The 25556-nt window shown below is 60.7% G+C and carries 18 protein-coding genes; 7 read left to right on the top strand and 11 right to left on the bottom strand.

Annotated features, from left to right (window positions below; genetic code table 11):
- Positions 1-42 precede the first annotated feature (42 nt).
- The 4 genes from HNQ65_RS24270 to HNQ65_RS24255 form a co-directional block, all read right to left on the bottom strand.
- A complete protein-coding gene (locus HNQ65_RS24270) occupies positions 43-267 on the bottom strand; it encodes a hypothetical protein (protein WP_184343993.1) in 225 nt (74 codons plus the stop codon).
- On the bottom strand, positions 264-3050 hold the full coding sequence (locus HNQ65_RS24265; protein WP_184343991.1) for a PVC-type heme-binding CxxCH protein: 2787 nt from the start codon (positions 3048-3050) through the stop codon (positions 264-266). Before HNQ65_RS24265 ends, HNQ65_RS24270 begins: the two co-directional genes overlap by 4 nt.
- 242 nt (positions 3051-3292) lie before the next feature.
- Positions 3293-4009 (bottom strand): TSUP family transporter, encoded by a 717-nt coding sequence (locus tag HNQ65_RS24260; protein WP_184343988.1) that lies wholly within the window; start codon positions 4007-4009, stop codon positions 3293-3295.
- A gap of 679 nt (positions 4010-4688) precedes the next feature.
- Positions 4689-5855 carry a DUF4013 domain-containing protein gene (locus HNQ65_RS24255; RefSeq protein WP_184343986.1) on the bottom strand — a complete coding sequence of 389 codons (1167 nt, stop codon included), beginning with the start codon at positions 5853-5855 and terminating at the stop codon, positions 4689-4691.
- A gap of 106 nt (positions 5856-5961) precedes the next feature.
- Here HNQ65_RS24255 and HNQ65_RS24250 point away from each other — a divergent pair, with 106 nt between their 5' ends.
- Positions 5962-7620 carry a DUF1549 domain-containing protein gene (locus HNQ65_RS24250; protein WP_184343984.1) on the top strand — a complete coding sequence of 553 codons (1659 nt, stop codon included), beginning with the start codon at positions 5962-5964 and terminating at the stop codon, positions 7618-7620.
- 283 nt (positions 7621-7903) lie between these two features.
- Positions 7904-9199 (top strand): DUF1501 domain-containing protein, encoded by a 1296-nt coding sequence (locus HNQ65_RS24245; protein WP_184343982.1) that lies wholly within the window; start codon positions 7904-7906, stop codon positions 9197-9199.
- 175 nt (positions 9200-9374) lie between these two features.
- On the opposite strand, the gene HNQ65_RS24240 is transcribed toward HNQ65_RS24245, so the two are convergent.
- The gene (locus HNQ65_RS24240; RefSeq protein WP_184343980.1) at positions 9375-10115 is read right to left on the bottom strand and encodes a c-type cytochrome; all 741 of its coding nucleotides are present in this window, start codon (positions 10113-10115) and stop codon (positions 9375-9377) included.
- Positions 10116-10259: 144 nt separating this feature from the next.
- Between HNQ65_RS24240 and HNQ65_RS24235 the strand changes: the two genes are divergently transcribed.
- Complete coding sequence (locus HNQ65_RS24235) at positions 10260-11411, top strand: M20 family metallopeptidase (RefSeq protein ID WP_184343978.1); 1152 nt, start codon at positions 10260-10262, stop codon at positions 11409-11411.
- Here the strand turns inward: HNQ65_RS24235 and HNQ65_RS24230 are convergent, their stop codons facing one another.
- Positions 11412-14870, bottom strand: a complete 3459-nt coding sequence (locus HNQ65_RS24230; RefSeq protein ID WP_184343976.1) for a S8 family serine peptidase — start codon at positions 14868-14870, stop codon at positions 11412-11414.
- 332 nt (positions 14871-15202) lie between these two features.
- On the opposite strand from HNQ65_RS24230, the gene HNQ65_RS24225 reads away from it, so the two are divergent.
- Positions 15203-15703, top strand: coding sequence for a hypothetical protein (locus HNQ65_RS24225; protein WP_184343974.1), 501 nt, complete (start codon positions 15203-15205; stop codon positions 15701-15703).
- Between the two features lie 64 nt (positions 15704-15767).
- Here the strand turns inward: HNQ65_RS24225 and HNQ65_RS24220 are convergent, their stop codons facing one another.
- Together HNQ65_RS24220 and gltB are read right to left on the bottom strand one after the other, a co-directional pair.
- Positions 15768-17246, bottom strand: a complete 1479-nt coding sequence (locus tag HNQ65_RS24220) for a glutamate synthase subunit beta (RefSeq protein WP_184343972.1) — start codon at positions 17244-17246, stop codon at positions 15768-15770.
- 57 nt (positions 17247-17303) lie between these two features.
- On the bottom strand, positions 17304-21890 hold the full coding sequence (gene gltB, locus HNQ65_RS24215; RefSeq protein ID WP_184343970.1) for a glutamate synthase large subunit: 4587 nt from the start codon (positions 21888-21890) through the stop codon (positions 17304-17306).
- A gap of 174 nt (positions 21891-22064) precedes the next feature.
- On the opposite strand from gltB, the gene HNQ65_RS24210 reads away from it, so the two are divergent.
- Together HNQ65_RS24210 and HNQ65_RS24205 are read left to right on the top strand one after the other, a co-directional pair.
- The gene (locus tag HNQ65_RS24210; protein WP_184343968.1) at positions 22065-22925 is read left to right on the top strand and encodes an MBL fold metallo-hydrolase; all 861 of its coding nucleotides are present in this window, start codon (positions 22065-22067) and stop codon (positions 22923-22925) included.
- 4 nt (positions 22926-22929) lie between these two features.
- Positions 22930-23418, top strand: coding sequence for a hypothetical protein (locus HNQ65_RS24205; protein ID WP_184343965.1), 489 nt, complete (start codon positions 22930-22932; stop codon positions 23416-23418).
- On the opposite strand, the gene HNQ65_RS24200 is transcribed toward HNQ65_RS24205, so the two are convergent.
- A complete protein-coding gene (locus HNQ65_RS24200; protein WP_184343963.1) occupies positions 23415-24335 on the bottom strand; it encodes an aldo/keto reductase in 921 nt (306 codons plus the stop codon). The genes HNQ65_RS24205 and HNQ65_RS24200 overlap by 4 nt on opposite strands.
- Positions 24336-24446: 111 nt before the next feature.
- Positions 24447-24713 carry a 30S ribosomal protein S20 gene (gene rpsT, locus HNQ65_RS24195; protein WP_184343961.1) on the bottom strand — a complete coding sequence of 89 codons (267 nt, stop codon included), beginning with the start codon at positions 24711-24713 and terminating at the stop codon, positions 24447-24449.
- Positions 24714-24850: 137 nt separating this feature from the next.
- On the opposite strand from rpsT, the gene HNQ65_RS24190 reads away from it, so the two are divergent.
- Positions 24851-25111 (top strand): hypothetical protein, encoded by a 261-nt coding sequence (locus HNQ65_RS24190; RefSeq protein WP_184343959.1) that lies wholly within the window; start codon positions 24851-24853, stop codon positions 25109-25111.
- On the opposite strand, the gene HNQ65_RS24185 is transcribed toward HNQ65_RS24190, so the two are convergent.
- On the bottom strand, positions 25108-25554 hold the full coding sequence (locus HNQ65_RS24185) for a SufE family protein (RefSeq protein ID WP_184343957.1): 447 nt from the start codon (positions 25552-25554) through the stop codon (positions 25108-25110). The genes HNQ65_RS24190 and HNQ65_RS24185 overlap by 4 nt on opposite strands.
- Between the last annotated feature and the right edge of the window lie 2 nt (positions 25555-25556).

The raw sequence follows: 25556 nt of genomic DNA, 5'->3' as shown, positions 1-25556 counted from the left end.
CTGGCATATGCCAAACAAAGATTCCCTTAAAATACGCTGAGGTTAATCAACGGTCGTCTTTCCAGCCTCTTCCCGCTTCTTCTTCAGGGTGCTTTTCAGCCCATCATACTCCGTCCCCATGCGGTGCGTCTGCACCTTCACCTGCTCCATCATCGCCTTCACCACGTCACGGCTGTTACGGTTGAAAACGAGCACCGCGATCATGCCAAAGAACAGCAGCCAGCCCGGACCGGGCTGGAATTTGCGGTTGGAGTCACGCGTGGTCATGGCGCTTTAGGCAGCGGAACCTGCACCGGATGCATCAGGTAGGCAATCAGATCGCGCACCTGCTCCGGCCCAAAGGCCAGCAGCAGCCCCTCCGGCATCATGGAAAGCGGAGACGCCTCCTGCTTCACGATGTCCGAACGGTCCAGCGTCATCGTCTCCGTCATCGTCCGCAGCGTGATCGTCCGCGCATTCGACTCCGTCACCACCCCGCTCAGCACACGGCCGTCCTTGTGCGTCAGCAGGCTCATCCGGTAGTCCGCGCTCACCACCCCGCTCGGATCGGCAATGTTCTCCAGCAGGTAGTCCAGGTTCGCACGGCCAGATCCCGTCAGATCCGGCCCGATCTTCCCGCCCTGCCCATACATCGTGTGGCACGATCCGCACACCGCCGTGAAGAGCATCCGCCCCTGGCTCAGATTCGCCTTCGCCAGTGTCGCTGGCGTTAGCTGCTTCTTCACCTTCTCGATCAGCTCCTTCTTGTCCGCCGCAGACTCCCGCAGCTCACCCCACGCTTCCACCAGTTGCTTGGATAGCTCGGCATCTTTAAAGGCATTGATCTGCCGCGCATGGAACGCGCTCAAGTCCGCCCTCGGGATCTTGCCCGCCGCCATGTCCTTCAGCAGCGCCTTCGCAAACGCCGGACGCGACACCAGCGTGTCGATCACCGTCGTGCGCTCCGCCGGGGCAAATTTCTTGTAGCTCGCCGCTAGCTTCGTCCCGATCTCCGGATCATCAAACAGCGCCAGCCCGCGCACCGCCGTCACATTCAGCCCCCGCACTTCCAGCAGCTGCGTGCAGATCGCTCGCAGATCATCCGGCTTGTTCTCGATCAGCGTCTTCAGCGCAGCCTCCCGTGCCGCCAGATCCGCCTTCTCATCCAGCGCCGTCTTCTTCACATCATCCAGCGCACGTCCATCCCCAAAGAGGATGCTCAGCTCTTGGACAGTCTTCTTCTCCGCCTCCGCCTTGCCCGTCTTGCTTGCAAAGGTATCCCACGCTTCCGGCTTCGCCGCTTTGCGGATGCCCTTAAACGCCTCCGCCATCCCCTCCAAAATCGTCGCAGCCTGCTCCGCCTTCGCACCCGCCAGCAGCGCATTCAGCGCCTCCGGCTGCGTCGCCACGCTCCGCGTCATCCACTTCAGCGTCTTCGGCCACGTGCAGTCCTTCGCCAGTTTCACCAGTGCCATCGGGTCCTGCTTCGCCAGCGGAGAAATGCCATACCATACCAGATTCGGCAGGAAGGGATCATTCGCATCTTCCCCATGCGCCAGCAGCGCCGCCCCCAGCTCCGCGCGCTTGCTCACCGGCAGCCGCTGCAGCGTGCTCGCCAGTGTCAGCCGCACAAAAGCCGACTTCTCCTCCCGCGCCATCTTCACCGGGTCAAACCCCAGCTCCGGATACGCCACGCCCTCCATCGGTCCCGGAATCGCATCCAGCGGCGAGAACTGCGTCATCTCACGGATCGCCAGCGCACGCGCATGCTCATCTTCCGAGCCCAGGTCCGCCTTCGGCCACGCTTTCTTCCACGCGAATGGCACCTCCGCTTTCTTCGCCTCACCGTAGCTTATACGAAAAATGCGCCCGCTTGTGCGGTGCACCCCCGTGGACTCATGGCACTCACCCGTGTCGCTCCAGTCCAGGATGAATCCGCTGCCATCCGGCCCCGTGCTGATCTCGATCCCGCGGAACCACGGATCATCGCTCAGAAACACATCCGGCTCATGCTTGCCTACATACCCGCTCCCGTTGCGCTCCAGTCGTTCCACATTCGCGCGGCGGCCATGCATGTTCAGCGTGAAAAGCTTCCCCTGGTACTCCTTCGGCCACTGCTCCGCTTGATAAATCATCATCCCGATGTGCGCATGCCCGCCGCCCAGGCTGTTCGCCTTCCCATCGCGCGATGCCGTCCAGCTCCCGCTCCGGTCGTAGTGGTAGTGATCCGCGATCGTATCCAGCTTCTCATACACAAACGGGTTCGCATTGCTCGAATCCATCAGGTGCGCCCCATGAATGAGGTGCCACAGATGTCCCGTCACCGTGTTGATGAAAAACATCTCCCCGTTCGCATCCCAGTCATGCCCCCACGGATTCGTCGTGCCATGCGTCAGCACCTCCACGATCTTCTTCTCCGGGTGGTAGCGCCAGATCCCCCCCTTCATCGGCACACGCTTCTCCTCCGGCGTTCCCGGCACACCCAGCTTCCCAGGGCACGAGTGCCCGCAGCGCCCATACAGCCAGCCATCCGGCGCCAGTCGCAGCCCGTTGGCAAAGTTATGGTAGTTGTCCTTCGCCACCGTAAAGCCGTCCAGCACCACCTCCGGCTCACCATCAGGGATGTCGTCATGGTTGCGGTCCGCGATGAAGAGCACCTGCGGCGGGCACATCAGCCACACCCCGTCACGCCCCACCTCCACGCTCGTCAGCATCTGCACATCTTCCGTGAAGACCTTCCGCGTCTCCGCCACCCCGTCCCAGTCCTTGTCTTCGAGAATGATGACGCGGTCCTTCAGGCTCAGGTCAAACCTCTTCGTCCGCTCCGCATACGTGTAGTTCTCCGCCACCCACATCCGGCCTCGCGTGTCCCAGCTCATCCCCACCGGATTCTGCACATCCGGCTCCGCCGCAAACAGCGTCGCCTTAAATCCCTCGGGTACCTTCAGCGCCTTCAGCGCATCCTGCGGCTTCATCGGCGTCGGATTCCCCGGCTCGCTGTTATACAGCGCAGGAAAATCAGCAGCAGCGGCAATCGACGAAAAAAGCAGGGCAAACAGTACAGGCTTCATGGGAGCCCAAAGCCTATTGCGGACTCATCCCCTGACAAGACCCTCCACAAAATATTAATCCGGCATTAAGTGCAATTCCCGCAAGGCCTGCTGGAGCGCGGAATTTATTCCGCAGCATCCCGCGTGAACCCACGCCTCCGCAAGTCCCCCCAGCATTCCGTCCTGTCTTCCTCCTCTTTCCCCTCTTCCCGCCCCGCCGTCCAGCATCCAGCATCCAGCATCCAGCATCCAGCATCCAGCATCTAGCCCCGAATCAGCCACACCGCCGCAAACGCCGTCAGCCAGAACAGCACATTCTCAAACACCTTCTGCGGCAGCCGCTTCAGGATCCACCACCCAATCACCACCCCCACCACCACGCACGGCATCAGCGTCACATTCGTCATCAGCGATCTCCCATTGATGATCCCCAGATCCGTGCTGAACGGCACCTTGAATAGATTGATAAACAGGAAGAACCGGCTGAACACCCCCAGGTACTCCTTCTTCTCCAGATGCTGTGCCAGCAGGTACACCGTCATCACCGGCCCCGCTGCATTCGCCAGCATCGTCACCACCCCGGCCAGAAACCCCATCGACCACGTAAAGACCCGGTGCTCCGTCAGCGCCAGAAAATCCTGCCGCCGCTTGTTCAGCACATAGTTAAACACCAGCAGCACAATGATGATCCACCCGATCACAATGCGCGCCATCGAGTTGTCAAACTTCCCCAGCAGCAGCCAGCCCACCACCACCCCTGCAATCGCCGGCGGCACCATCGGCACGATCCTCCGCCAGCTCCCGCCCTTGCGGTTGATGATGAAGCCCATGAAATCCGCCGCGATCAGCATCGGCAGGATCACCCCCACCGACTGCTTCGCCCCAAAAATCTGCGCCATCAGCACCACATTCAGCGTCGACGTCCCCGACAGCCCCGCCTTCGACATCCCAATGCACATCGCCCCCAGCGCCGCCAGCACAAGTTGCCAGGTGTCTGCGGGCAGGAGCGTATGTTCAGTCAGCCAGGTCATGAGTCCGAATCGTGTGTGTAGGTGTCTAAATCGTTCTCGGCTTGCCCTTCGTAGCTCGCAGAGCGGAGAACGGGTCCTCCTACTCGAACTCGTCCTCGATCACAACCTCCCGCCACAGGAAACCAGCGAACAATCACCCCAGTCTAAACAAAGGCGAAATCCAGGAGTGATAAAGAGCAATTCAAAACCACGCCACTTCCCCACCGCCGCCATCCCACCCAGCGCGGCGTGGTCCGCACTCTCCGAGTGCGGCTTCCATCTCGTTCCTCCATCCACAACTCTCACTCTGACCACGACGGCCAGCCCGTGAAGTACGACGGACACTCCTGTCTGTCGATCAGTGCGCCGTAAACACGCTGACACCCGACCATCCCAGCTACTTCGGTGACATGCCAGCCATAGATGGCACTCAGCAGCGCCAATCTTCCACCACCTCACCAACTCCACACCACCCCAGCAGCAACCAAACTCATATACCCACTCTTCATCTCTGCCTCCTCTGCCTCATTGCCCCTCTGCGGCAAAACCGAACGTCCCCACGTTCTCTAGACCGGAAACGCTCCCCCTTCCGAAACTCCGGCCAACCACTGCAAACAACCGCAAACCACCGCCAACAACTGCAAACCCCCTACAGCGCCATCAACGGCGCAGGCACCAGAAACGCGTGCTGCTCCAGCAGGCTCCACGCCCCGTTCCATGACAGGTACGGCGTGAAATAAACCACCAGCGTGTAAAACACCGCCACCGGCACCATCCCCAGCCTCGCCGTCCATCGTGCAAACCAGTGCCGCGGCTCTTCGCGCCTTGTCGCCCGGCTCATCGCCCAGCCCGTCAGCACTCGCGCTGGAAAGATGAAAATCACAAACAGCAGGCTCGGCAGCCACGCCAGCTCCTTCGGCGTCAGCTCAATTTTGAGCAAATAAAGCGGCACCGCAAACAGCAGCGTAATAATGAGCGCAAACCAAAACGCCAGCGGTGCCCGCAGAAACAGTCGGCGCACCTCGCGCAGCTCAAACATCGCGCCAAACCGCCCGCTCTCCGCAAACTGCGCCTGTAAAAACGGCAGGTGAATCGCCACCGCCAGCAGCAGCCCACCACCCAGCAGAGACAGCAGCACCGATCCCCCCACCGGCAGCCGCGTCGCCGCCAGCAGAATACCCACCGGCACGATCAGCCACGCCAGCGCTCCCACAAAGCCGCGCAGTCCCAGCCAGAAATAAGTCGGCAGATGCAGCCCCACCACATAGTCCGTGATCCGGCTCTGCACCCCCTCAAACTTCTGTCCCGTCCGCAGCCAGCGCATAAAGCGCAGCGGCTGCGGCCACAGAAAGTGCCTCAGCTTCCCACCCCGCACGCACGACCAGAAAAGATGCACCAGCGTGATCGCGATCACCACCACCAGCCCCGCATGCCACGCCCGCGCCATCCCGCTGCCCGGGGCGATCAGTTCCGCATCCTTCCACATCTTCGACACCAGCCGCGCAGGCCACACCACGATCCACGTCCCTGCCGCAATGCTGCCCAGCACCGCCGCCTTCCGCACGCCGATAAATCCATCCCGGAAACGCCCCTTCCGCGCCACCGTCCCGCTCACATGCAGCAGGTACCCCAGGCTCAGAAAATTCAGCACCGGCACCACCGAGCACGCCGCCACCAGCACCAGCAGCGCCACAAAGCCAAACACCCACTCCAGCGCAGAGCCCATCTTTTGCAGGAGCCCTCTCTTCTCCTGCATCGGCACAGGCTCTGCCTCGACAGGCGCAGAGGGCAGGGGAGGCGGCGTAGGCTCAGTCATGGTGGTGCGGCTATGAAAGCGGTCAGCAGGCCGATAGTTGCAAATTTCCTCAGGAAACCAAAGATAACCCTGCGTGTTAGATAAGGGTTCGACCCAAAGCCCCGTCATGAACTCCGCCTCCCCCACTCCCAGCTGGCTCCTCTGGCTGCGCACTGCCGTCATCCTCGGTGCGCTCGCAGTCGGTATCTGCTGGGGCGTCGCCGAGCTCCTCGCACCCCCCGTGCGGCTGGCGGGCAGCGCCTCGCGTCTTTCGAAATCCGCCCAGGCAGACATCCAGCTCGCAGCCGCCAAAGTGGACGCAGAGTTTGAAAAAGACTGGGCGCAGAGGCAGCTCCAGCCAGTCGCCAGGGCGGACGATCTCACCATCGTCAGGCGGCTCTCTCTCGCTCTCACCGGCAGCATTCCTTCCCTTGAGGAGGTCCGCATGCTGGAGGCCTTGAAAGAGCCGGACCTGCCCCAGTGGTGGCTCTCCCACCTGCTCACCGACCGCCGCACCAGCGACTACCTCGCCGAGCGCCTCGCCCGCGTCTATGTAGGCATCGAAAACGGCCAGTTCTTCATCTATCGCCGCCGTCGTCTCGTCGAGTGGCTCAGCGACTCCATCCAGCAAAACCGTCCCTACGATCAGATCGCCCGCGCCTTGATCGACTCCCACGGCGTCTGGACCACCAACCCGGCCGTCAATTTCGTCTCAGTGACCCGGGAAAACAACAAAGGCCCGGATGAGGTCAAGCTCGCCGCCAAAGTCAGCCGCGCCTTCCTCGGCGTTCGCATCGACTGCGTTCAGTGCCACGATGGCAAGCTCGGCAGCACCTGGAAGCAGACCGATTTCCACCAGCTCGCCGCCTTCTTCGGTCAGGCCGACTTTTCACTCAATGGCCTCCACGACGACCCCAAGCTCAGCTACAAAGTCCGCTATCTCGGCCAGGCCGAGGAGGCCAAGGTCTCCCCCCACGTACCTTGGAAACCCGAGCTGCTTCCCGCCAAAGGAGAGCCCCGCACCAGACTCGCTGCCTGGGTCACCGCCAAAGAAAACAAAGCCTTCGCCCGCACCATCGTAAACCGCATGTGGGCACTCCTCTTCAATCGCCCCCTGGTCTCACCCGTGGACGAAATCCCTCTCGATGGCCCATTCCCTCCCGGCATGGAAATCCTCGCCGATGACTTCACCACGCACCGCTACGACCTTCAGCGCCTCATCCGCGTCATCGTCAGCACCCGCGCCTTCCAGATGTCCAGCCAGTCGGCAGACCCGGATCATCCTGTCACCACGGCCGCAGAAAACGCCTGGGCCGCCTTTCCCGTCACCCGCCTCCGTCCCGAGCAGATGGCCGGCAGCGTCATCCAGGCCGCCTCCCTCAGCACCATCGACTCCGACACCCACGTCCTCTTCCGCATCAAACGCGACATCGACGTCGCCAACTTCGTCAAACGCTACGGCGACTCCGGCGAGGACAACTTTGAAGACTCCGGCGGCACCATTCCCCAGCGCCTCCTGCTCATGAATGGAAACATGATCACCAACAACACCTCTGGAAATCCCTTCATCAACGCCAGCACCCGCATCAGCATGCTCGCCCCCGACACCGCCTCCGCCGTCGAGGCCGCCTACCTCTCCATCTTCACCCGCCGCCCCACGGCCGCCGAGGCGGAGCATTTCAAAGGGCTGCTGGCCTCTGCCAAAAACACCTCCACCCGCAGCAACGCCATGTCCGACCTCTACTGGACCCTCATGAACGCCACCGAGTTCTCCTGGAACCATTAACCCATAGGGGTACAAACACTCCCCAATTTCTGAATTCATCATTCCTAAAAATTCGCGGTCATTCGCGCCCATTCGCGTTTTGAATTCTGATTTTACCGGCGGTCTCAGCCCTCGAAATCCTGCCCCCCATTCCCCACACAGCCTCTGAGCCGCCCACCAAAGTAGCCCAGTTGCGCCGCAACTGGGACTCTCCCCAACAAGCCCATCCACCCTCGCCTATCCATCCGGGCTTTTCCCCCTGCCTTCTCCATTCTGGTTTCGTCATTCTGCATTCGTCATTGCCATGAACACCTCCCCCTGCCAAGGCCCTGACCACCTCACCCGCCGCTCCCTCCTTCGCGGCACCACCGCCGCAGGCCTCTCCTGGCTCACCCCGCTCGCCGACATCCTCGCCGCCGAGGCCGCCACCGCCCCCTCCGGCAAACCCGCACGTTCCCTCATCCTTCTCTGGCTCGGCGGTGCCGCCTCCCAGCTCGACACCTTCGATCCCCACCCCGAAACCAAAATCGGTGGCGGCGTCAAAACCATCCCCACCGCCATCAAAGGCGTCAGTTTCGCCTCCGGTCTCGAACAAACCGCCAGCGTCATGCAGGACGTCTCCCTCATCCGCTCCATGGTCAGCAAAGAGGGCGACCACGAGCGCGCCTTCTACAACATCAAAACCGGCTACCGCCCCGATCCCACCCTCATCCACCCCAGCATCGGTGCCATCGTCTGCCACGAACTACCAGACGCCAAAATCGAAATCCCCACCCACGTCTCCATCCTCCCCAATCAATGGCCCGCACGCGGCGGTTTCTTCGGCGCCAAGTACGACGCCTTCCAGATGTACGACCCCAAGTCCCCCGTGCCCGATGTCAAAGCACGCGTGAACGACAAACGCCTCGACCAGCGCATGGAAGGCCTCTCCGTGGTCGAGCAGGCCTTCGCCCGTGGCCGCGAGCCCGACCTCGATCAATCCAAAACACTCCACCAGCTCTCCATGCAGCGCGCTCGCAAGATGATGTCTTCAGAGCAGCTCAAAGCCTTCAATGTCAGCGATGCCCCTGTCAAAGATCTCAGCGTCTATGGCGACACTCCCTTCGGCCGCAGCTGCTACTCAGCCGTGCGTCTCATCCAGGCCGGCGTCCGCTGCGTCGAGGTCACCCTCAACGGCTGGGACACCCACGCCAACAACTTCGAAGGCCAGGCCACGCAGGTAAAGATCCTCGACGCTGCCTACGCCTCCCTCATTCGCGACCTCAAAAAGCTCGGCCTCCTCCAAAGCACCATCGTCGTCTGCGGCGGCGAATTCGGCCGCACCCCCAAGATCAACAACGTCGGCGGCCGCGACCACTGGCCCCACGCCTTCAGCATGCTCGTCGCCGGCGGCGGCTTCGCCGGAGGCCGCGTCATCGGCTCCACCGATCCAACGGGCGAAAAGAAAGAACCCGAACGACCCGTCCTCGTCGAAGACCTCCACGCCACCATCCAGAACCTTCTCGGCATCGACTACTCCAAAGAAGTCATGACCCCCGTCGGCCGCCCCATGGCCCTCAGCAAAGGCGAACCCGTCAAAGAACTCCAAGCCCACGCCTGACCAGCGGCACCTCCGCCGTAGGACGGGTGTGGCGACAGCCCGCCCGTCCACCAGCGCCCACTCACGCTCCCATCACATTCGCCCACCCAGCGTGAAGTGGTCCGCACTCTCCGAGTGCGGTATGGTCCGGTGACCTTTCGAGACAATGGTCAAACAACCCCAGTCCTACGCCTGATCACTGCCCCGCACTAATAAACGGATTGTCTTCAATCACCTCCTTTTTGCCATCACCAGCCGCAGGCTCCGGCTCCGGATTGAGCGTCATGATATACGCCACCACGTTCCGCAGCATCTGCTCGTCTTCGATGAACAGCGTCGTCATCTGCACCATCTTCGCGCCATTCACATCGTCCTTCACCGCGCCGCGTTTCCCCGATTTAAAATTCTTCAGCTGCGCTTCCAGATACCAGCCCTGACGTCCCACCAGCGGCGGGCTGCCAAAGGCCATCTCTCCGCTCCCATTGTAGCGATGGCACTCCATGCACCGCTCCTGGAAAAGCTGCATGCCCTCCTGCGGATTCGTGTTGGCCATCTCCCGGTCAGCTCCCTTCGGCGTCTGCACCGGCATCTTCTCCACATGTGCGATCACCGCCTTCACCTGCTCCGGCTTCAGCGCCTTCGCCACCGCCGCCATCATGAACGACTGCGGATCAGCCGCATCATGGCCCCGACGCCCCTCACGCAGATTCTTAAACTGCGTGCTCGTATACCACGCCGGCATGCCGGCGATCGATGGCGACTTGAGCTCCGCCTTTCCTTCACCCGAGGCGCCATGGCATTGGGCGCAGACCGTCTGAAAAATGGTTTTGCCATCCGTCGCATTCGTGGCGGCCACAGCAGCAGGTGCCACCGGATCGGCCCCCGGTGCCAGCGGGGCTACCACCAAGGTCAGGAAAAGGGTGAGGCGAATTTTCATGAGCGAACAACGCCGTAAGTTGCAGAGGGGTTGCAACAATGCCTCTCGGAACCGGCGCGCAGGCTCTCTTTGCCAAATCCGACACAAAACAGGACAATTTCGGTGCGTGCTTGCGCCCCCTCTCGGCCTGTGCCTTTCTGCCTCATGGCCCCCCTCCCAGCGAACGTCGTCGAACTCACCCAGGCTCTCGTCCGCATTCCCTCCGTCAATCCCGACGGCGACCCTGGCACGCCAAGTACTGGCGAGGAACAATGCGCCCGCTACGTGGCCGACTTCCTCACCGCCTCCGGCGCTGAGGCCGTCCTGGAGGAGGTCGAACCCGGCCGCCCCAACGTCATCGGCCGCTTCCCCACCCATCCCTCCCCGGACGGCTCCCCCAAGCCCCGCATCCTCTTTGCGCCTCATACTGATACAGTTAGCGTGGGTGGCATGACCATCGACCCCTTTGGCGGCGAGCTTCGCGATGGCCGCATCTGGGGCCGCGGTGCCTCAGATACCAAGGGCCCCATGGCCTCCATGCTCTGGGCCCTCCACGAGATGCGCCACGAAATCCCCTCTCTTCCCGTCGAAGTCCACTTCGTCGGCTTCATGTCCGAGGAGAGCGCACAGCTTGGTTCTCAACACTTTGCGAAGCATCACGGCCGCTACGACCTCGCCATCATCGGCGAGCCCACTAGCCTCAAGACCGTCTTCCGCCACAAAGGCTGCCTCTGGGCAGACGTGCACACCACCGGAGTCGCAGTTCACGGTGCGACGCCAGAGTTGGGAGTGAACGCCATCGTGAAAATGGCCCGCCTTGTCACCGCCTTGGACACCCAGTTCCGCGCTTTGCTGGCCCAGGAGGGCGGCTCAGATGAGTGGCTGGGCTTCAGCACGATCAACCTTGGAATGGTACAAGGCGGCACGCGCAGCAATATCGTGGCAGATTCATGCAAGCTGCGCGTGGACATCCGCACCACCCCCGGACTGCAGCGGGCAGGCGGAGCCCTGAAACTCCTGACCGATTTCGTAAAGCGTATCGACGACTCCGCCAGTGTCACCGTCGTGAGCGAGGCCTTCCATCTGGATACCGATCCTGCCAATGCCTTCGTTCAAAAGCTCATAGCTGCCGGATCCGAACTGACCGGCGCACCGTGGTTTTGCGATGCCGCTTTCTTGGCCGTTGCCGGCACGCCTGCCATCGCCATCGGTCCGGGTTCCATTGCACAGGCCCACACCAAGGACGAATTCATCGCTGTTAGTGATCTGGAGGCAGGAGTGGACTTCTTCCGCCGTTTCCTGGCAGGCTTGAAGTGATCACGGAATGCCCACGCGGTAAAACTGGCGCGTCTTCTTGAACGCGTTCAGATCCGTCCATGTGGAGGATGTGCCGGTGGCGGTGAAAATTTCCGAGGTCCAGTTCTGCATGTCATCGCTGTACTGGATCAAGTAGTCGTTATTGAGCACGGAAGGGAACTGCAGCGTGGTATTGGTGCTTTTGGATAGCACGGTTGTAGGAAAGCTGCGAGCATCAGAATCACTGGTGCCGAACCACGTTTCGAGGTCCGAGTGGACGCCGTCGCCATCGTTGTCGTAGTAGATGCCAAACTGGTCCACCAAGCCCGAATCGAGACCCGAGGCGGTGTATTCATCCTTGCTGTAGTCCCACTTCAAAGTGTGCGTGCCGGCAGGAATCAGCCATCCTTTGCGTGTCCAGCCCACTTCACCGCTGATGGCCTCTTTTTCGACATCATCGATATAGAAGCGTAGGAAGTCGTAATTTTCCTCGGAAGACACCCCCCAGTAGAAGACGACCTTGCATGGCCCGGTCACTTGGGTGGTCATCTGGCTGTGCTGAAGATCTGTGATGTCTCCACTGCGTGCCGCATCATTGCCATCATGGGCATAGAGCCACTGCGGTACCCATTTGAGATCTCCAGAACTGGCAAAAGTTTGCGTCGTCGCATCCAAAGCTTCCGCCAGTCCCTGCTCAACGGTGCCCACCTGCAGCGTAATGGTCTTGGAGGTGGTTCCGAAGCTGTTGGTGGCATAAACCGTGATTTGATACGTCCCCGGTGTGGACACGCTCCCGTAAAGCAGGCCGGTGCCTGCATCCAGCGTCAGTCCCGCAGGCAGCCCATCGGCGGTGTATGTTGAGGGCGCATTGGACGCGATGATCGTCTGCCGGAAATAAACACCCTGATAGGCATTCAGAGTGTCTGTGGTGATAACCGGTGCCGTGGTGGTTGGGGTGATTACCACCTGATCAATCCAGCCTGCATCCTGCCCTTTGGCCGTGGCCTGGTCCTTGATGTAGTAGATGTCCACATTGTGCGGTCCAGGGCCGACATCGGTGGTGGATTGCTTCCAATCGACCTCGCCCGTGATGTAATCCTTCACGTAGCCATCCACGGTCAGGACGAGATAATCGTAGTTCTTTTCAGAGGAGACTTTCCATTGGAACGCCAGTCGTGCAGGGCCGTTCACGGTAAATTCCATGCCGGAGTATTCCTCATCGTCGACGGCCGCCGTCTGCACCGCATCCACACCGTCATGCGTGGTGGTGGTTTCGGAATAGGGGTCCCCGAATCCAAACGGCACAATCTTGAGGCTGGTCGGCTGGTCCACCGCTGTGGACAGGGCGGGCGTGGCCGCCAGGATGTAAAAATAGGCAAGGTCTGTGGTGGTGCCGGTGGTGTTGGTGGCACTCTGCCAGCCCTGATAGACACCCGTGACCTGCGGTGTGCCGGTGATCCATCCGGTGGTGGGATTGAGAGAAAGACCGCTTGGCAGCTGGTTTGAAGGATAGGTACCCATTCCCGCGCCAAAGCTGGTCGCGAAATTGGAGGCGGTGATCTGCTGGTTGATCGCCCAGCCTTCCCGGCCAAAGACGATCCAGTTGGAGGTGATGACAGGCAGCGGCTGGGCGCTGCTCGTGGGGGTGCCGTAGAAGGTGATGGTGGCATCATCCAAAGTGCCCACATCTCCCACCATCTGGTCGATGGCCTGCAATTTCCAGTCACCCACGGAACGTTCGCCCCAGCAGTGCGGAGTCATGAAAGTCCAGTCGATATCGGAACCGTTGTCGTTAAAACGCGCACGAGCCAGCCTGATCGATATGCCGCTGGGGGAGATGAGACGCCATTCCAAGTTGCCACGGTAAGTGTGCCTGGCTTTGACGTGCACGGTGATGTGCTCCAGCCGCAGATTGTCCGCCATCGGCACTGTGAAGGTCTTGGAGACACCGGTGGCGTTAAAGTCCGGGATGGCCAGGTTCATCGACGTGGCCGTGTAGCTTTTGGACTGGCGTGCCGGCAGATTCGTCCAGGTGGAAGCGAGGCTGACGGCCTGCTGCGCATTCACCAAACCTGCGCCGTATTTGATGTTAAAGTGAAATCCTGCGCCGTTGGTCACCCAATCACTGTCGTAGTAGTCATTCTGCGTCGCACTGCTCACCAGAATTTCCTGTACATCGCGGGCGGCGAGGTTGGGATTCGCCTGCAGCATCAATGCCACGACGCCTGCCACCGCTGGCGTGGCCGATGATGTGCCGCCAAAGGTGTTGGTGTAGTCGGTATTGCTGAAGTCTGGATACTGAACTGTGCCGCCGTCCTCATTGTAGCCAAGGGCGCCGGTGCGGTCGGTGGTGGTGATGCCTTCCTTGCCGCCATTCGAAGGGGCGCAAACGAGGATGTTGGCTCCTGGTTCACTGTAAAAAGAGGAGCGTCCCTTGTCGTTCATGGCGGAGACGGCAATCGCGTGAATGGAGTTGGCGTAGCCGTCGTAGTTGGAATCATCCCCGCTTTGGTTGCCATTTCCTGCCGCCCAGAGAAACACGGTGCCTTTGCCGCCACGTCCTGTCGTGGCTGCATCTGAAAGAGCCTGGGCGCTCAAGGGGCCGGGGCCGTAGTAGCCAAAGGCGCTGTCATAGGGGCCCCAGCTGTTGCTCTTGGCGGAGATGAGGTCGGTTTTGAAGGAGAAGGCATCGGCTTCCTGCTGGTCGGTGGTGGGAGCAGCAATGAGGCGCAGGCCCACCAGCGTGGCCTCCGGAGCTACGCCCGAGCCGCCAATGCCGTTGTTTCCTTTGGCTGCCGCCACGCCTGCGCAAGAGGTGCCATGAAAGTCGGTTGGGCCGGGGGAGGGGTCACCGTCGTTGTCATTGAAATCGAAGCTGTTGGCCAAATCCACGTTGGGAGACAGATCCGGATGGGAGACCTCCAAGCCGTCGTCCACAATGGCAACGCGAATGCCGGTGCCTTTGTAGGTGTCCCACACGCTGCTCACGTTTACATCGGAGCCTGTAGTGGCGCCATTCTGGCCGGTGTTGATCAGATGCCACTGATAGCCCGGATTTGCCGCATTATACGCAAAGTAGGGGTCATTGGGGACAAAGCGGTGAAAGAGCTGGTGCGCCAGCATGGGCTCTGCCGAGATCACGCCCGGGGCTTTGCGCAGGCTGGCGGCTCCCGAAATGGCCGCATCGGCTGCCCCGGCAAATTCCACGACGGCATACTTCCCTCGCGCCGCAGATTGTGTGACTCCCGCCACCTGAGCCAGCGATGCCGCCTGGGTGCCAGGAGCCAGCTCCACGAGCACGCGCTTGGTCAGCCAGCGGCGTGTCCCATCGTTTTGCGGCGCACCTTTCTCATACAGCACCCATTCACCTTTGGGTCCTGATTCAGCCATTGCGCGCTCAAACTGCTTCCCGCCGACCAAAACCTGCGCATGCAGGAGGCCGCTGGCTGCCAGCAGAATGAGGAGAATCTGGAAACGCATCTGGGTGGAGACAAATGAGAGGGAAATGATGCTCAGATTTGCTGCGAAGAGCCAGAAATATTGAGCCAATGAAGGCACAAAAAAGCGCCTTCATTGCTGAAGGCGCTTTTCCAAAGCAGATCTGCTCTATCCTTTATGGCAGCACGGTGAAGGCCCTGAAGGCAAAGGGCTAAGCTATTTTCGACTGATAGAACTAGGAATGTGATAGGCCTTCAGGAAAATGACTAACATCCTTGGTTGAGAGCAGAAATGTTACAGCATGGCTCTTTGCGTGTGTGCCCGCCGCTGATATTTACGATGCAGTTCATGGCACCATCTTCACTTACCAACTCATGAAAATACTCCAACTTCTTGCTCTTCCTCTCTGCTTTTTCTTGTCTAATTGCGTCGGCCCCTCCTACAAAATTCCTGCTGGCTATACCGGACCCATGGCGACGCTCAAGAACTCCGGCAGTGCGGTTAGCGCGGTGAGGGCTGAGATCTTCAATGTTTATAAAATCGACGGGCTCCACAGCAACGCAAAAAGCCCCATGGCGACACCTTATGGCGGCGGTCCTTTTGTCACGCTGCGTGAGTCCTACATTGAAATCCCAGCTAAGAAGGTCATCGTTAACATTGTCGGCCACGATCTTTATGCGGCGGATGGAATGGCGTTGCTTGGCAAACTCTCGGGAGCTGAACGCAAGCCTGTCTCTGGCGATGTGGAGCTGAATCCCAAGCCGAACGGGGTCTATGTAGTGAGAGGACTGCTCGGCAAGCAGTCATCCTCGGTTTGGATCGAAGATGCCGCGACAGGCAAACCGGTGACGCGCAAGGTCGTCAGCGGAGAGTGATCCTGATTCCACCCAACAAAAGCCCGGGACTCTTGCGAATCCCGGGCCTTTAGGAATGAACTGATTACGGCAGGGAGGTTTCGCCCATGAGGTAGAGGTCGCACTCGCGTGCGGCTCCACGGCCTTCGTTGAAGGCCCAGACGACGAGAGACTGGCCACGGCGGCAGTCACCAGCGGCAAAGATGCCGGGGATGCTGGTGGTAAACTTGCCGTGCTCAGCCTTGATGTTGCTGCGCGGATCGCGTTCCACGTTGAGGGCATCAAGCAGAGGCTGCTCAGGCCCAAGGAAGCCCATGGCCAGGAGCACGAGTTCGGCTGGCAGGATTTTTTCAGTTCCTGCGACCTTCTGCGGTCCGAAGTTGCCTTTTTCGTCCTTCTTCCATTCCACATCGACGACGTGTACGGCCTTCACGTTGCCATCGGCATCGCCTTCGAAGTGGGTGGCGGTGGTGAGATAGACGCGGGGATCATCGCCGAACTTGGCGGCGGCTTCTTCCTGGCCGTAGTCCATCTTGTAGGTCTTGGGCCATTCGGGCCAGGGATTGTTGGCGGCGCGGGTCAGCGGCGGCTTGGCCATGATTTCCAGCTGGGTCACCGTGGTGCAGCCGTGGCGCACGCTGGTACCGACGCAGTCCGTACCGGTGTCGCCGCCACCGATGATGACGACGTTTTTGCCCTTGGCGGAAATGTAGGGGCTGGAAGGATCCAGCACCGCCTTGGTGTTGGCGGTGAGGAAGTCCATGGCGAAGTGGATGCCCTTGAGCTCACGGCCCGGGATCGGAAGATCGCGCGGCTTGGTGGCGCCGGTGCAGACGACGACGGCATCGAAATCCTTGGTGAGCTGAGCGGCGGTGATGTCGGTGCCGACGCTGACGCCGCACTTGAAGACCACGCCTTCATCTTCCAGCAGCTTCACGCGACGCAGGACGACTTCCTTCTTGTCGAGCTTCATGTTGGGGATGCCATACATGAGCAGGCCACCCGGACGGTCGGCACGCTCAAAGACAGTGACCGTGTGGCCCGCTTTGTTAAGCTGGGCGGCAGCGCTGAGACCGGCAGGGCCGGAACCGATGACCGCCACCTTCTTGCCCGTGCGCTTTTCAGGCGGCTCGGGCTTCACCCAGCCTTCTTCCCAGCCCTTGTCGATGATGCTGACCTCGATGTTCTTGATCGTCACCGGGGGCTCGTGAATACCGAGCACGCAGGAGCCTTCGCACGGGGCGGGGCAGACGCGGCCGGTGAATTCCGGGAAGTTGTTGGTCTTGTGCAGACGGTCCAGGGCTTCCTTCCAGAGGCCGCGATACACAAGGTCGTTCCACTCGGGGATGACGTTGTTGATCGGGCAGCCGCTGGCCATGCCGCTGATGAGGGTGCCGCTGTGGCAGAAAGGAATGCCACAGTCCATACAGCGGGCGCCCTGGTTTTTCAGGCGTTGCTCTGGCAGGTGCAGGTGGAACTCCTTCCAATCTTTGACGCGCTCAAGCGGGTCGCGGTCGGCGGGGATTTCGCGTTCGAATTCGATGAAGCCGGTTGGTTTTCCCATGGTCTCTTGTCTGTAAAAAAGGTGATGTCTGTTGGTGTGTGACGCGTGATGTCGATGCTAGCCGCCTCCGATACGGGCGACGTCGCGGGCATTGGCTTCGAAGGCGGCGCTGAGCGCGTCGTCTCCGGTGAGGCCGTCGTCCTTGGCTTTCTTGATGGCCTGGAGCACACGCTTGTAGTCCTTGGGCATCACTTTGACAAACTTGGGCACCATCTGCTCCCAGAGCGCGAGCACCTTGAAGGCTTTCTGGCTCTTGGTGAGGTCGGCGTGCTTCTTGATCAGCGCGTAGAGGCTGTCGATCTCGGCCTTGTCCTCGAGTTTTTCGAGGCCGACCATCTGCGTGTTGCAGCGGGTGGCGAAGTCGCCTTCCTCATCGAGGACGTAGGCTTCGCCACCGCTCATGCCTGCGGCGAAGTTGCGTCCGGTGGTGCCGAGCACGACCACACGACCACCGGTCATGTATTCGCAGCCGTGGTCACCCACGCCTTCGACGACGGTGTCCACGCCGGAATTGCGCACCGCGAAGCGCTCACCTGCACGACCGCGCAGGAAGAGCTCGCCGCTCGTCGCGCCATAGAGCGCGGTGTTGCCGGCGATGATGTTGTCTTCGGCGGCGAAGTCGGAGCCTTCAGGCGGATAGATGATGATGCGGCCGCCGCTGAGGCCCTTGCCGATGTAGTCATTGCCATCGCCTTCCAGCTCAAGGGTGACACCCTTCGGAACGAAAGCACCGAAGCTCTGACCGGCGGTGCCGTTGAACTTGAGGTGAACGGTGTCATCCGGCAGACCGTGCCAGTGGCGCTTGGTGATCTCGTTGCCGAGGATCGTGCCGACGGTGCGGTTGACGTTGCGGATTTTGACGTTGGCGGTGACTTTTTCGCCCTTCTCGATGGCCGGTTTGCACAGATCCAGGAGGGTGGTGATGTCGAGGGAGCGGTCGATGCCGTGATCCTGGATTTCGGTGCAGTAGCGACCGACTTCCGGGCCGACATCCGGCTGGTAAAGCAGGTTGGAAAGGTCGATGCCGCGAGCCTTCCAGTGGTCGATGGCGTCGCGGGCTTCCAGCACTTCCGTGCGGCCCACCATTTCCTGCAGTGTGCGGAAGCCGAGCTGGGCCATGAGTTCGCGCACTTCCTGGGCGATGAACTTCATGAAGTTGGCCGCATATTCAGGATCGCCGCTGAACTTGGCGCGCAGCTGAGGATCCTGGGTGGCGACACCCACGGGGCAGGTGTTCAGATGGCAGACGCGCATCATGATGCAGCCAAGTGTCACAAGCGGAGCGGTGGCGAAACCGAACTCCTCGGCACCCAGCAGGGCGGCGATGACGACGTCACGACCGGTCTTCATCTGGCCGTCCGCTTCGACGACGATGCGGCTGCGGAGGTTGTTGAGGACGAGGGTCTGGTGAGTTTCAGCGAGACCGAGCTCCCAAGGAAGACCGGCGTGCTTCACGGAGGTCTGCGGAGAGGCACCGGTGCCTCCGTCAAAGCCGGAGATGAGCACCACGTCGGAGTGAGCTTTGGCCACACCAGCGGCGATGGTACCGACGCCGACTTCGGACACGAGCTTCACACTGACGCGAGCTTCGCGGTTGGCGTTCTTCAGGTCGTGGATGAGCTGGGCAAGGTCCTCGATGGAGTAGATGTCGTGGTGCGGAGGCGGCGAGATGAGGCCGACGCCTGGCGTGGAGCCGCGCACCTTGGCGATCCAAGGATACACCTTCGTGCCAGGGAGCTGGCCACCTTCACCGGGCTTAGCACCCTGGGCCATCTTGATCTGGATTTCCTTGGCCTGGGACAGGTAGAGGCTTGTGACGCCGAAACGACCGGAGGCCACCTGCTTGATGGCGCTGTTCTTGGAGTCGCCCTTCTCGTTGGTCCATGTGTAGCGTTCGGGATCTTCGCCGCCTTCGCCCGTGTTAGAGCGGCCGCCGATGCGGTTCATGGCGATGGCGAGAGACTCGTGTGCCTCCTTGGAGATGGAGCCGTAGCTCATGGCACCCGTCTTGAAGCGCTTCATGATGGACTCAATGGGTTCCACCTCTTCGATCGGAATGGATTTGCGAGCCTTGAAGTCCAGCAGGCCACGCAGGGTGTAGAACTGCTTGATCTGCGTGTTCACCAGCGCGGAGTACTGCTTGAAGGTCTCGTAGCTGCCGGTGCGGACGGCCTTCTGCAGCGTGTGGATGGTGAGCGGGTTGAAGAGATGCGCCTCACCTTCCTTGCGCCACTGGTAGTCGCCGCCGACGTCGAGGGCGTGCACCTGGGAATCGCGCTCAGGGAAGCCGCGCAGATGGCGCTGGATGGCTTCTTCGGCGATGACCTTGATGTCGCTGCCTTCGATACGGGTGGCGGTCCAGCTGAAGTATTTGTCCACCACGCTCTTGCTGAGGCCGACGGCTTCAAAGATCTGCGCGCCGCGGTAGCTCTGCATCGTGGAGATGCCGATCTTGGACGCGACCTTGATGACGCCCTTGGTGGCGGCCTTGATGAAGTTGTACACCGCCGTCTTGTGGTCCACGTTGACCAGCAGGCCCTGGCGGATCATGTCGTCCAGGGTTTCGAAGGCAAGGTAAGGATTGATGGCACCACAGCCGTAGCCGATGAGCGTGCAGAAGTGATGCACTTCACGGGGTTCGCCGGATTCCAGCACGAGATCGCACTGAGTGCGGGTGCCTTTGCGGATGAGGTGATGATGCAGACCGCCGACGGCGAGGAGCGCCGGGATGGCGGCCTTGTCTGCGCAAATGCCACGGTCGGACAGGATGAGGATGTTCCAGCCCTGAGTGACCAGTTCGTCAGCTTTGGCGCAGATGTCTGACATGGCTTTTTCCAAGCCTGCAGCGCCCTGCTTGGGATCAAACAGGATGTTGATAGTGGCTGCCTTGAACTCGCCTTGGGCCACGTTTTTCAGCTTGGCCAGATCTTCGTTGCTGAGGATCGGGGTCTTGAGCTCGATCAGATGGCAGCTCTCGGGCTTCGGATCGAGAAGGTTGCCTTCAGCGCCGATGGTGGTGATCGGAGATGTGACGATTTCTTCGCGGATACAGTCGATCGGCGGATTCGTGACCTGGGCGAAGAGCTGCTTGAAGTAGTCGTAGAGCAGCTTGGATTTGTTGGAGAGGACCGCCAGAGGAATGTCGGTGCCCATGGAGCCGATGGCTTCCACGCCTTCGCGTCCCATGGGGACCATGAGTTTGCGGAGGTCTTCGAAGCTGTAACCAAAGGCCTGCTGGCGTTGCAGCATGGTTTCATGGTCAGGCGCAGCGACAGGCTCGCCATCCTTGATGTCTGCCAGCTTCACCAGATGCTTGTTGAGCCATTCACGGTAGGGCTTCTCGGCGGCGATCTTGGCCTTGATCTCATCGTCAGGAACGATGCGGCCTTCTTCCATGTTCACGATGAACATCTTGCCGGGCTGGAGGCGGCCTTTGAGCTTCACGTTTTCAGGGGCGACGGGGAGCACGCCGGCTTCGGAAGCCATGATGACGAGGTCGTCCTTGGTGACGTAGTAGCGGGAGGGGCGCAGGCCATTGCGATCCAGAGTAGCGCCCATCATGGTGCCGTCTGTGAAGGCCACGGAAGCGGGGCCGTCCCAAGGCTCCATGAGGCAGGAGTGGTACTCGTAGAAAGCCTTGCGCTTGTCGTCCATGGACTCATGGCCGTTCCACGGCTCAGGAATCATCATCATCATGGCATGCGGCAGGGAGCGGCCGCCCATGACGAGGAGTTCAAGCACGTTGTCAAACATGGCGGAATCGGAGCCGCTTTCGTTGACGATGGGGAAGAGCTTTTTGACATCTGGGAAGAGCGGGCTGGCCAGCAGAGACTGGCGTGCCTTCATCCAGCTGATGTTGCCGCGCAGCGTGTTGATTTCGCCGTTGTGGGCGATGTAGCGGTAGGGGTGGGAGCGCTCCCAGCTCGGGAAGGTGTTGGTGGAGAAACGGGAGTGCACCAGCGCCAGAGCGGATTCGAGATCCGGATCCTGGAGGTCGAGGAAATACTGGCCCACCTGCTCAGGCATGAGCATGCCTTTGTACACGAGAGTGCGGGAGGACATGCTGGAGCAGTACCAGAAGCTGTCGGCATCGGCGGTGCGGATGGCGGTCACCGCGCGCTTGCGGATGATGTAGAGCTTGCGCTCAAAGGTCTGCTGATCCGGGCAGTCGGTGCCGCGTTGCAGGAAGGCCATGCGCATAAAGGGCTCGCTGGCCTTGGCTGAAAGACCGATCATCGAGTTGTTCACCGGCACGTCGCGCCAGCCGAGCACTTTCTGGCCTTCTTCTTCGGCCACTTTTTCAAAGATACGTGCAGCAGCTTCGCGCTGGGCTTTGTCGGGCGAGCAGTAGGCCATGGCCACGCCATAGTGCCCTTCCGCAGGGAGAGTGATGCCGAGAGGGGCGGTGACTTTGCGCAGAAACTTGTCCGGGATCTGCATGAGGATGCCAGCTCCGTCTCCGGTGTTTTTCTCGCTGCCCACTGCGCCGCGGTGGTCGAGATTGATAAGAATCGTCAGCCCCTGCTGTACTATGGAGTGAGAACGTTTGCCCTTCATCTGACAAATGAAGCCGACGCCGCAGGCGTCGTGCTCGAATTGCGGATCATAAAGGCCTTGTTTCGGGGGAAGTCCGTGGTTTCTCATTTTTGCGTCAAAAGGGGGTCGGCACTTAGGCCATTCCAGGGAGTAAATCAACCAGCATTCTATTTGCCAAGAACACGCTTATTTTACGCCGGTGAGACATTCCAAGATGTTTTTGGGTGCTGGAAGGGGCTTATCCGCCTTGCATTTGCGAAGGCAAGCCGCTAGAAAAAGCGCATGGTGCGTCTCACAATTCTCGGCAGCGGCAGTTCGGGGAACTGCGCTGTCATCTCGACGGAACGCACGACCCTCCTGGTGGATGCCGGGCTGAGCGCCAAGCAAATCTGCCTGCGGCTGGAGGCCTGTGGCTTCTCGCTGGACAGTCTGGATGGCATTCTTCTGACCCATGAGCATCAGGACCATACGGGAGGCCTGGAGGTGCTGAGCCGCAAGAGGCAGGTGCCGCTTTTCTGCACGGCGCTGACCCAGGAGACCCTGGCCGGGAATCTCAAATTCCGCCAGCCGCCGACCTGGAGGCTGATGTCCACGGGGGCGGCTTTTGAGTTTCAGGACCTGAGGATCGAGTCCTTTCCCGTGCCACATGACGCTGTGGATCCGGTGGGGTTTGTCATCGCGGACGAGGAGTCTCGCCTCGGAATACTGAGCGACGTGGGGTATGTGACGAACCTGATCAAAGACCGCCTGAGGAATGCCGACAGCCTCTTTATTGAGGCCAATTACGACACGCAGCTGCTCGAAAACGACACCAAGCGTCCTTGGTCCACCAAACAGCGCATCAGCTCGCGTCATGGGCATCTTTCCAATGAGCAGGCTGCCGAGCTGGTGCGGGATGTGGCGCATCCGGGCCTGAGCCATGTGGTGCTGGGGCACCTGAGTGATGACTGCAACGACCCCGCCACTGCCTCCAAGTACATCCGGCAGGCGCTGGATGCCGCAGGGGCCGTCGAAGCCAAGGTGCACTGCGCGGAGCGGCACAAGCCCACGCCTACGATCGAAGTCGTGCGCCGCAGGGTGAGCAGCGGTGTCAGCTTCTGCGTGGCATCGTCAGACGCCACGGGGCAGCTGGCTCTCTTTTAAACCTATGAACAAGCCAATCGTGATTCGCAGTGTGCTGGCGCTAATCCTGATTTCGGGGCTCTGGCTGGCGTGGTGGGTCTTTGGGCGCTCGCCGGAGGCGCAGGTTCGGGCGGCCCAGGCCAAGCTGATCAAGATCGTGGAAAAGCGTGACTGGGCGGGGCTGGAAAAGCTGCTGGCGCCGAACTACACAGACGCCTTTGGGCACAACCGTCAGACCGCCATTCAAGACGGGCGGCAGGTGCTGGGCAGCTTCTTTGCCCTGACGCTGAAGACTGACCAGACCACCATCAAGGCCACACCGGGGCAGGGGGTGGTGTCGATGATGATCCGTCTGGAGGGAAATGGGATCGGCTTCAGCCAGGCCGTGCTGGGGCATGTGAACCAGATGACCGAGCCATGGGTGTTTCACTGGAGCAATCCCGGGCGCTGGCCCTGGGACTGGCAGGTAAACATGATTCACAATGACCAAGCACGCTTAGTCGGACGGGATTAGGGGACGCCGTGGCCTTTGGCTGCGACCCAGAGGCCGTACCAATCTTCGCGATCCAGCTTGATCTCCGCTGCATCGACGACGGCCTTGATGCGCTCCAGCTTGTTGGTGCCGATGATCGGCAGGGGGCAGGAGGGGTGGGCCATGATCCAGGCGTAGGCCAGCTGGTCCAGGGTGGCGCCGTTGTATTTGGCGGAGAGTTCTGCGGCCTTGGCGTGCAGGCGCGCGGCGGCGGGGTCGGTTTTGTCCATCAGGAGGCCTTTGGCCAGCGGGGACCAGGCCATGGGCAGAATGCGGAGGCGCTGGCACTGGTCGGCCGTGCCATCGTAGATCGGGTCCATGTGCAGGAGGCTGAACTCGATCTGGTTGGTGACCAAGGGCTGGTCCATGCGGGAATTCAGCAGGTCAAACTGGTGCACATTGTAGTTGGAGACACCGGCGCTGCGGATTTTTCCCTCTTTCAGCAGCTTGTTCAGGCCTTCGGCGGTTTCGTCCGCGCTGGTCAGCCAGTCGGGGCGGTGCACCAGCAGGAGGTCGATGGTGTCGATGCCCATGAGGCGCAGGGATTTCTCGGTGCTTTTGATGATGCGGGCGGCGGTGACGTTGTAATGGCCGACCTTGCGTTCGGGATGGAACTCGCAGGGGATATAGATGCCGCATTTGGTCACGATCTCGATCTTGCTGCGGAAGGAGGGATCGAGTTTCAAGGCGGAGCCGATGGCTTCCTCGACCTTGTAAACACCGTAGATTTCTGCGGTGTCGAGGGTGGTGACGCCCATGTCGGCGCAGGCTTTGAAGCGGCTCAGCAGGGCCTGGGGGCTGCATCTGGCCGGATCTGTCTCATCGAGAATGCGCCAGGTGCCATAAACAAGACGGGAGAACTCAGGGCCGTTGGGAGCGATTTTGTGCCGGGTGATCATAAAATTAAGTGAGCCGATTCTTGCTGGCGCAGCCCTGCCCGACAAACAAAAACGGCATCTCCTACGAGATGCCGTTCAAAAAATGGAGCGTGGGGGCTGAAAAACCTCTGATTACTTCGTCAGAGCGCCGACCTTGAGGGCCAGACGGCTCTTGAGACGGGAGGAGGTGTTCTTCTTGAGGACGTTGGTCTTGGCGGCCTTGTCGGCGGCGGAGGCGAACTCGCTCAGGCTGGCAGCGGCTGCTGCGGCGTCTTTCTTCTCCACGGCGGTCAGCACTTTCTTGCGCAGGGTGCGGATACGGCTCTTCACCGTCTGGTTGTGGGCGGTGCGTGCCGTCGTTTTGCGGATGTCTTTTTCTGCGGAGCGGATGTTGGCCATAAAAGGGGCGGGGGGAAAGGGCGGCGAGGATAGGACGACTGACCGCTCCTGTCAAACTGGAATCTGCCGATGAAGTGGCTGGCAGGTTTTGCTTGGCGCGGATGAGCAATTCCGGTAGAACAGTTTCTCATACCACCATGATCGAAGTCGAAATCTACGCCCCCGGCCTTCGTGCGGAGTCCACCATCATGCAGCTGCGCAACCAGATGGACCATTTTCCCAGGGTTCGCTACAAGGTGGATGCCCGGCATGATCTGGTCTATTTTGAGATCGACCGGCCTGGAGACATCAGCCAGATCGAGATCCACCAGATATTTGAGGCGATTGATCTGACGCCCCGGTTTGTCGGCCAGATTCCGGAGGATCTGCGGACCGGGCAGACCACCAAGCTCACCTAGGCCAGCTGTGCCTGGAGTGTGTGGGCGGCCTGTTTCATGCGGCCCAGCACATAATAAACGGTCTGGCTGCGCAGACGCACGAGATCCGCGCCGATGATGCGTGGGATGAAGTCCTGCGGCACCGCCAGAACCTCGGCCAGTGTGGAGCCATTCAGCCCGCGGCAGAGGATGGCGGTGAGTGCTTTGGTCAAAGTCTGCACCTTGGGCCCCAAGCTGATGGCAAAGTGAACGTGGCCGCCGTGCTCCAGCCGTGCGTGGACTCCGACGGTGTCTGTGCATTCGGCGTCGTGGCGGATGTCTTCCAGATCAAATTTTTCACCTTCTTTGGGTGCGCAGGCTGGGGCTGCTGCGGCCATGTCGATCAAATTTTCACGGCGCTCGCCTTCAGGGAGAGATTCGAAGAAAGAGATCAGTTCGCCCAGCGCGGGGGGATAGTCGGCCATGC

Source organism: Prosthecobacter vanneervenii, assembly GCF_014203095.1.
GTDB lineage: Bacteria > Verrucomicrobiota > Verrucomicrobiia > Verrucomicrobiales > Verrucomicrobiaceae > Prosthecobacter > Prosthecobacter vanneervenii.
The sequence above is the reverse complement of the archived record's forward strand: the minus strand, read 5'-3'. Positions and strand labels throughout refer to the sequence as shown.

What these genes read in the sequence shown, in the direction of transcription:
- HNQ65_RS24270 (WP_184343993.1), bottom strand. Translation starts at nt 267, where the DNA reads ATGACCACGCGTGACTCCAACCGCAAATTCCAGCCCGGTCCGGGCTGG.
- HNQ65_RS24265 (WP_184343991.1), bottom strand. Translation starts at nt 3,050, where the DNA reads ATGAAGCCTGTACTGTTTGCCCTGCTTTTTTCGTCGATTGCCGCTGCT.
- HNQ65_RS24255 (WP_184343986.1), bottom strand. Translation starts at nt 5,855, where the DNA reads ATGACTGAGCCTACGCCGCCTCCCCTGCCCTCTGCGCCTGTCGAGGCA.
- HNQ65_RS24250 (WP_184343984.1), top strand. Translation starts at nt 5,962, where the DNA reads ATGAACTCCGCCTCCCCCACTCCCAGCTGGCTCCTCTGGCTGCGCACT.
- HNQ65_RS24245 (WP_184343982.1), top strand. Translation starts at nt 7,904, where the DNA reads ATGAACACCTCCCCCTGCCAAGGCCCTGACCACCTCACCCGCCGCTCC.
- HNQ65_RS24240 (WP_184343980.1), bottom strand. Translation starts at nt 10,115, where the DNA reads ATGAAAATTCGCCTCACCCTTTTCCTGACCTTGGTGGTAGCCCCGCTG.
- HNQ65_RS24235 (WP_184343978.1), top strand. Translation starts at nt 10,260, where the DNA reads ATGGCCCCCCTCCCAGCGAACGTCGTCGAACTCACCCAGGCTCTCGTC.
- HNQ65_RS24230 (WP_184343976.1), bottom strand. Translation starts at nt 14,870, where the DNA reads ATGCGTTTCCAGATTCTCCTCATTCTGCTGGCAGCCAGCGGCCTCCTG.
- HNQ65_RS24225 (WP_184343974.1), top strand. Translation starts at nt 15,203, where the DNA reads ATGAAAATACTCCAACTTCTTGCTCTTCCTCTCTGCTTTTTCTTGTCT.
- HNQ65_RS24220 (WP_184343972.1), bottom strand. Translation starts at nt 17,246, where the DNA reads ATGGGAAAACCAACCGGCTTCATCGAATTCGAACGCGAAATCCCCGCC.
- gltB (WP_184343970.1), bottom strand. Translation starts at nt 21,890, where the DNA reads ATGAGAAACCACGGACTTCCCCCGAAACAAGGCCTTTATGATCCGCAA.
- HNQ65_RS24210 (WP_184343968.1), top strand. Translation starts at nt 22,065, where the DNA reads ATGGTGCGTCTCACAATTCTCGGCAGCGGCAGTTCGGGGAACTGCGCT.
- HNQ65_RS24205 (WP_184343965.1), top strand. Translation starts at nt 22,930, where the DNA reads ATGAACAAGCCAATCGTGATTCGCAGTGTGCTGGCGCTAATCCTGATT.
- HNQ65_RS24200 (WP_184343963.1), bottom strand. Translation starts at nt 24,335, where the DNA reads ATGATCACCCGGCACAAAATCGCTCCCAACGGCCCTGAGTTCTCCCGT.
- rpsT (WP_184343961.1), bottom strand. Translation starts at nt 24,713, where the DNA reads ATGGCCAACATCCGCTCCGCAGAAAAAGACATCCGCAAAACGACGGCA.
- HNQ65_RS24190 (WP_184343959.1), top strand. Translation starts at nt 24,851, where the DNA reads ATGATCGAAGTCGAAATCTACGCCCCCGGCCTTCGTGCGGAGTCCACC.
- HNQ65_RS24185 (WP_184343957.1), bottom strand. Translation starts at nt 25,554, where the DNA reads ATGGCCGACTATCCCCCCGCGCTGGGCGAACTGATCTCTTTCTTCGAA.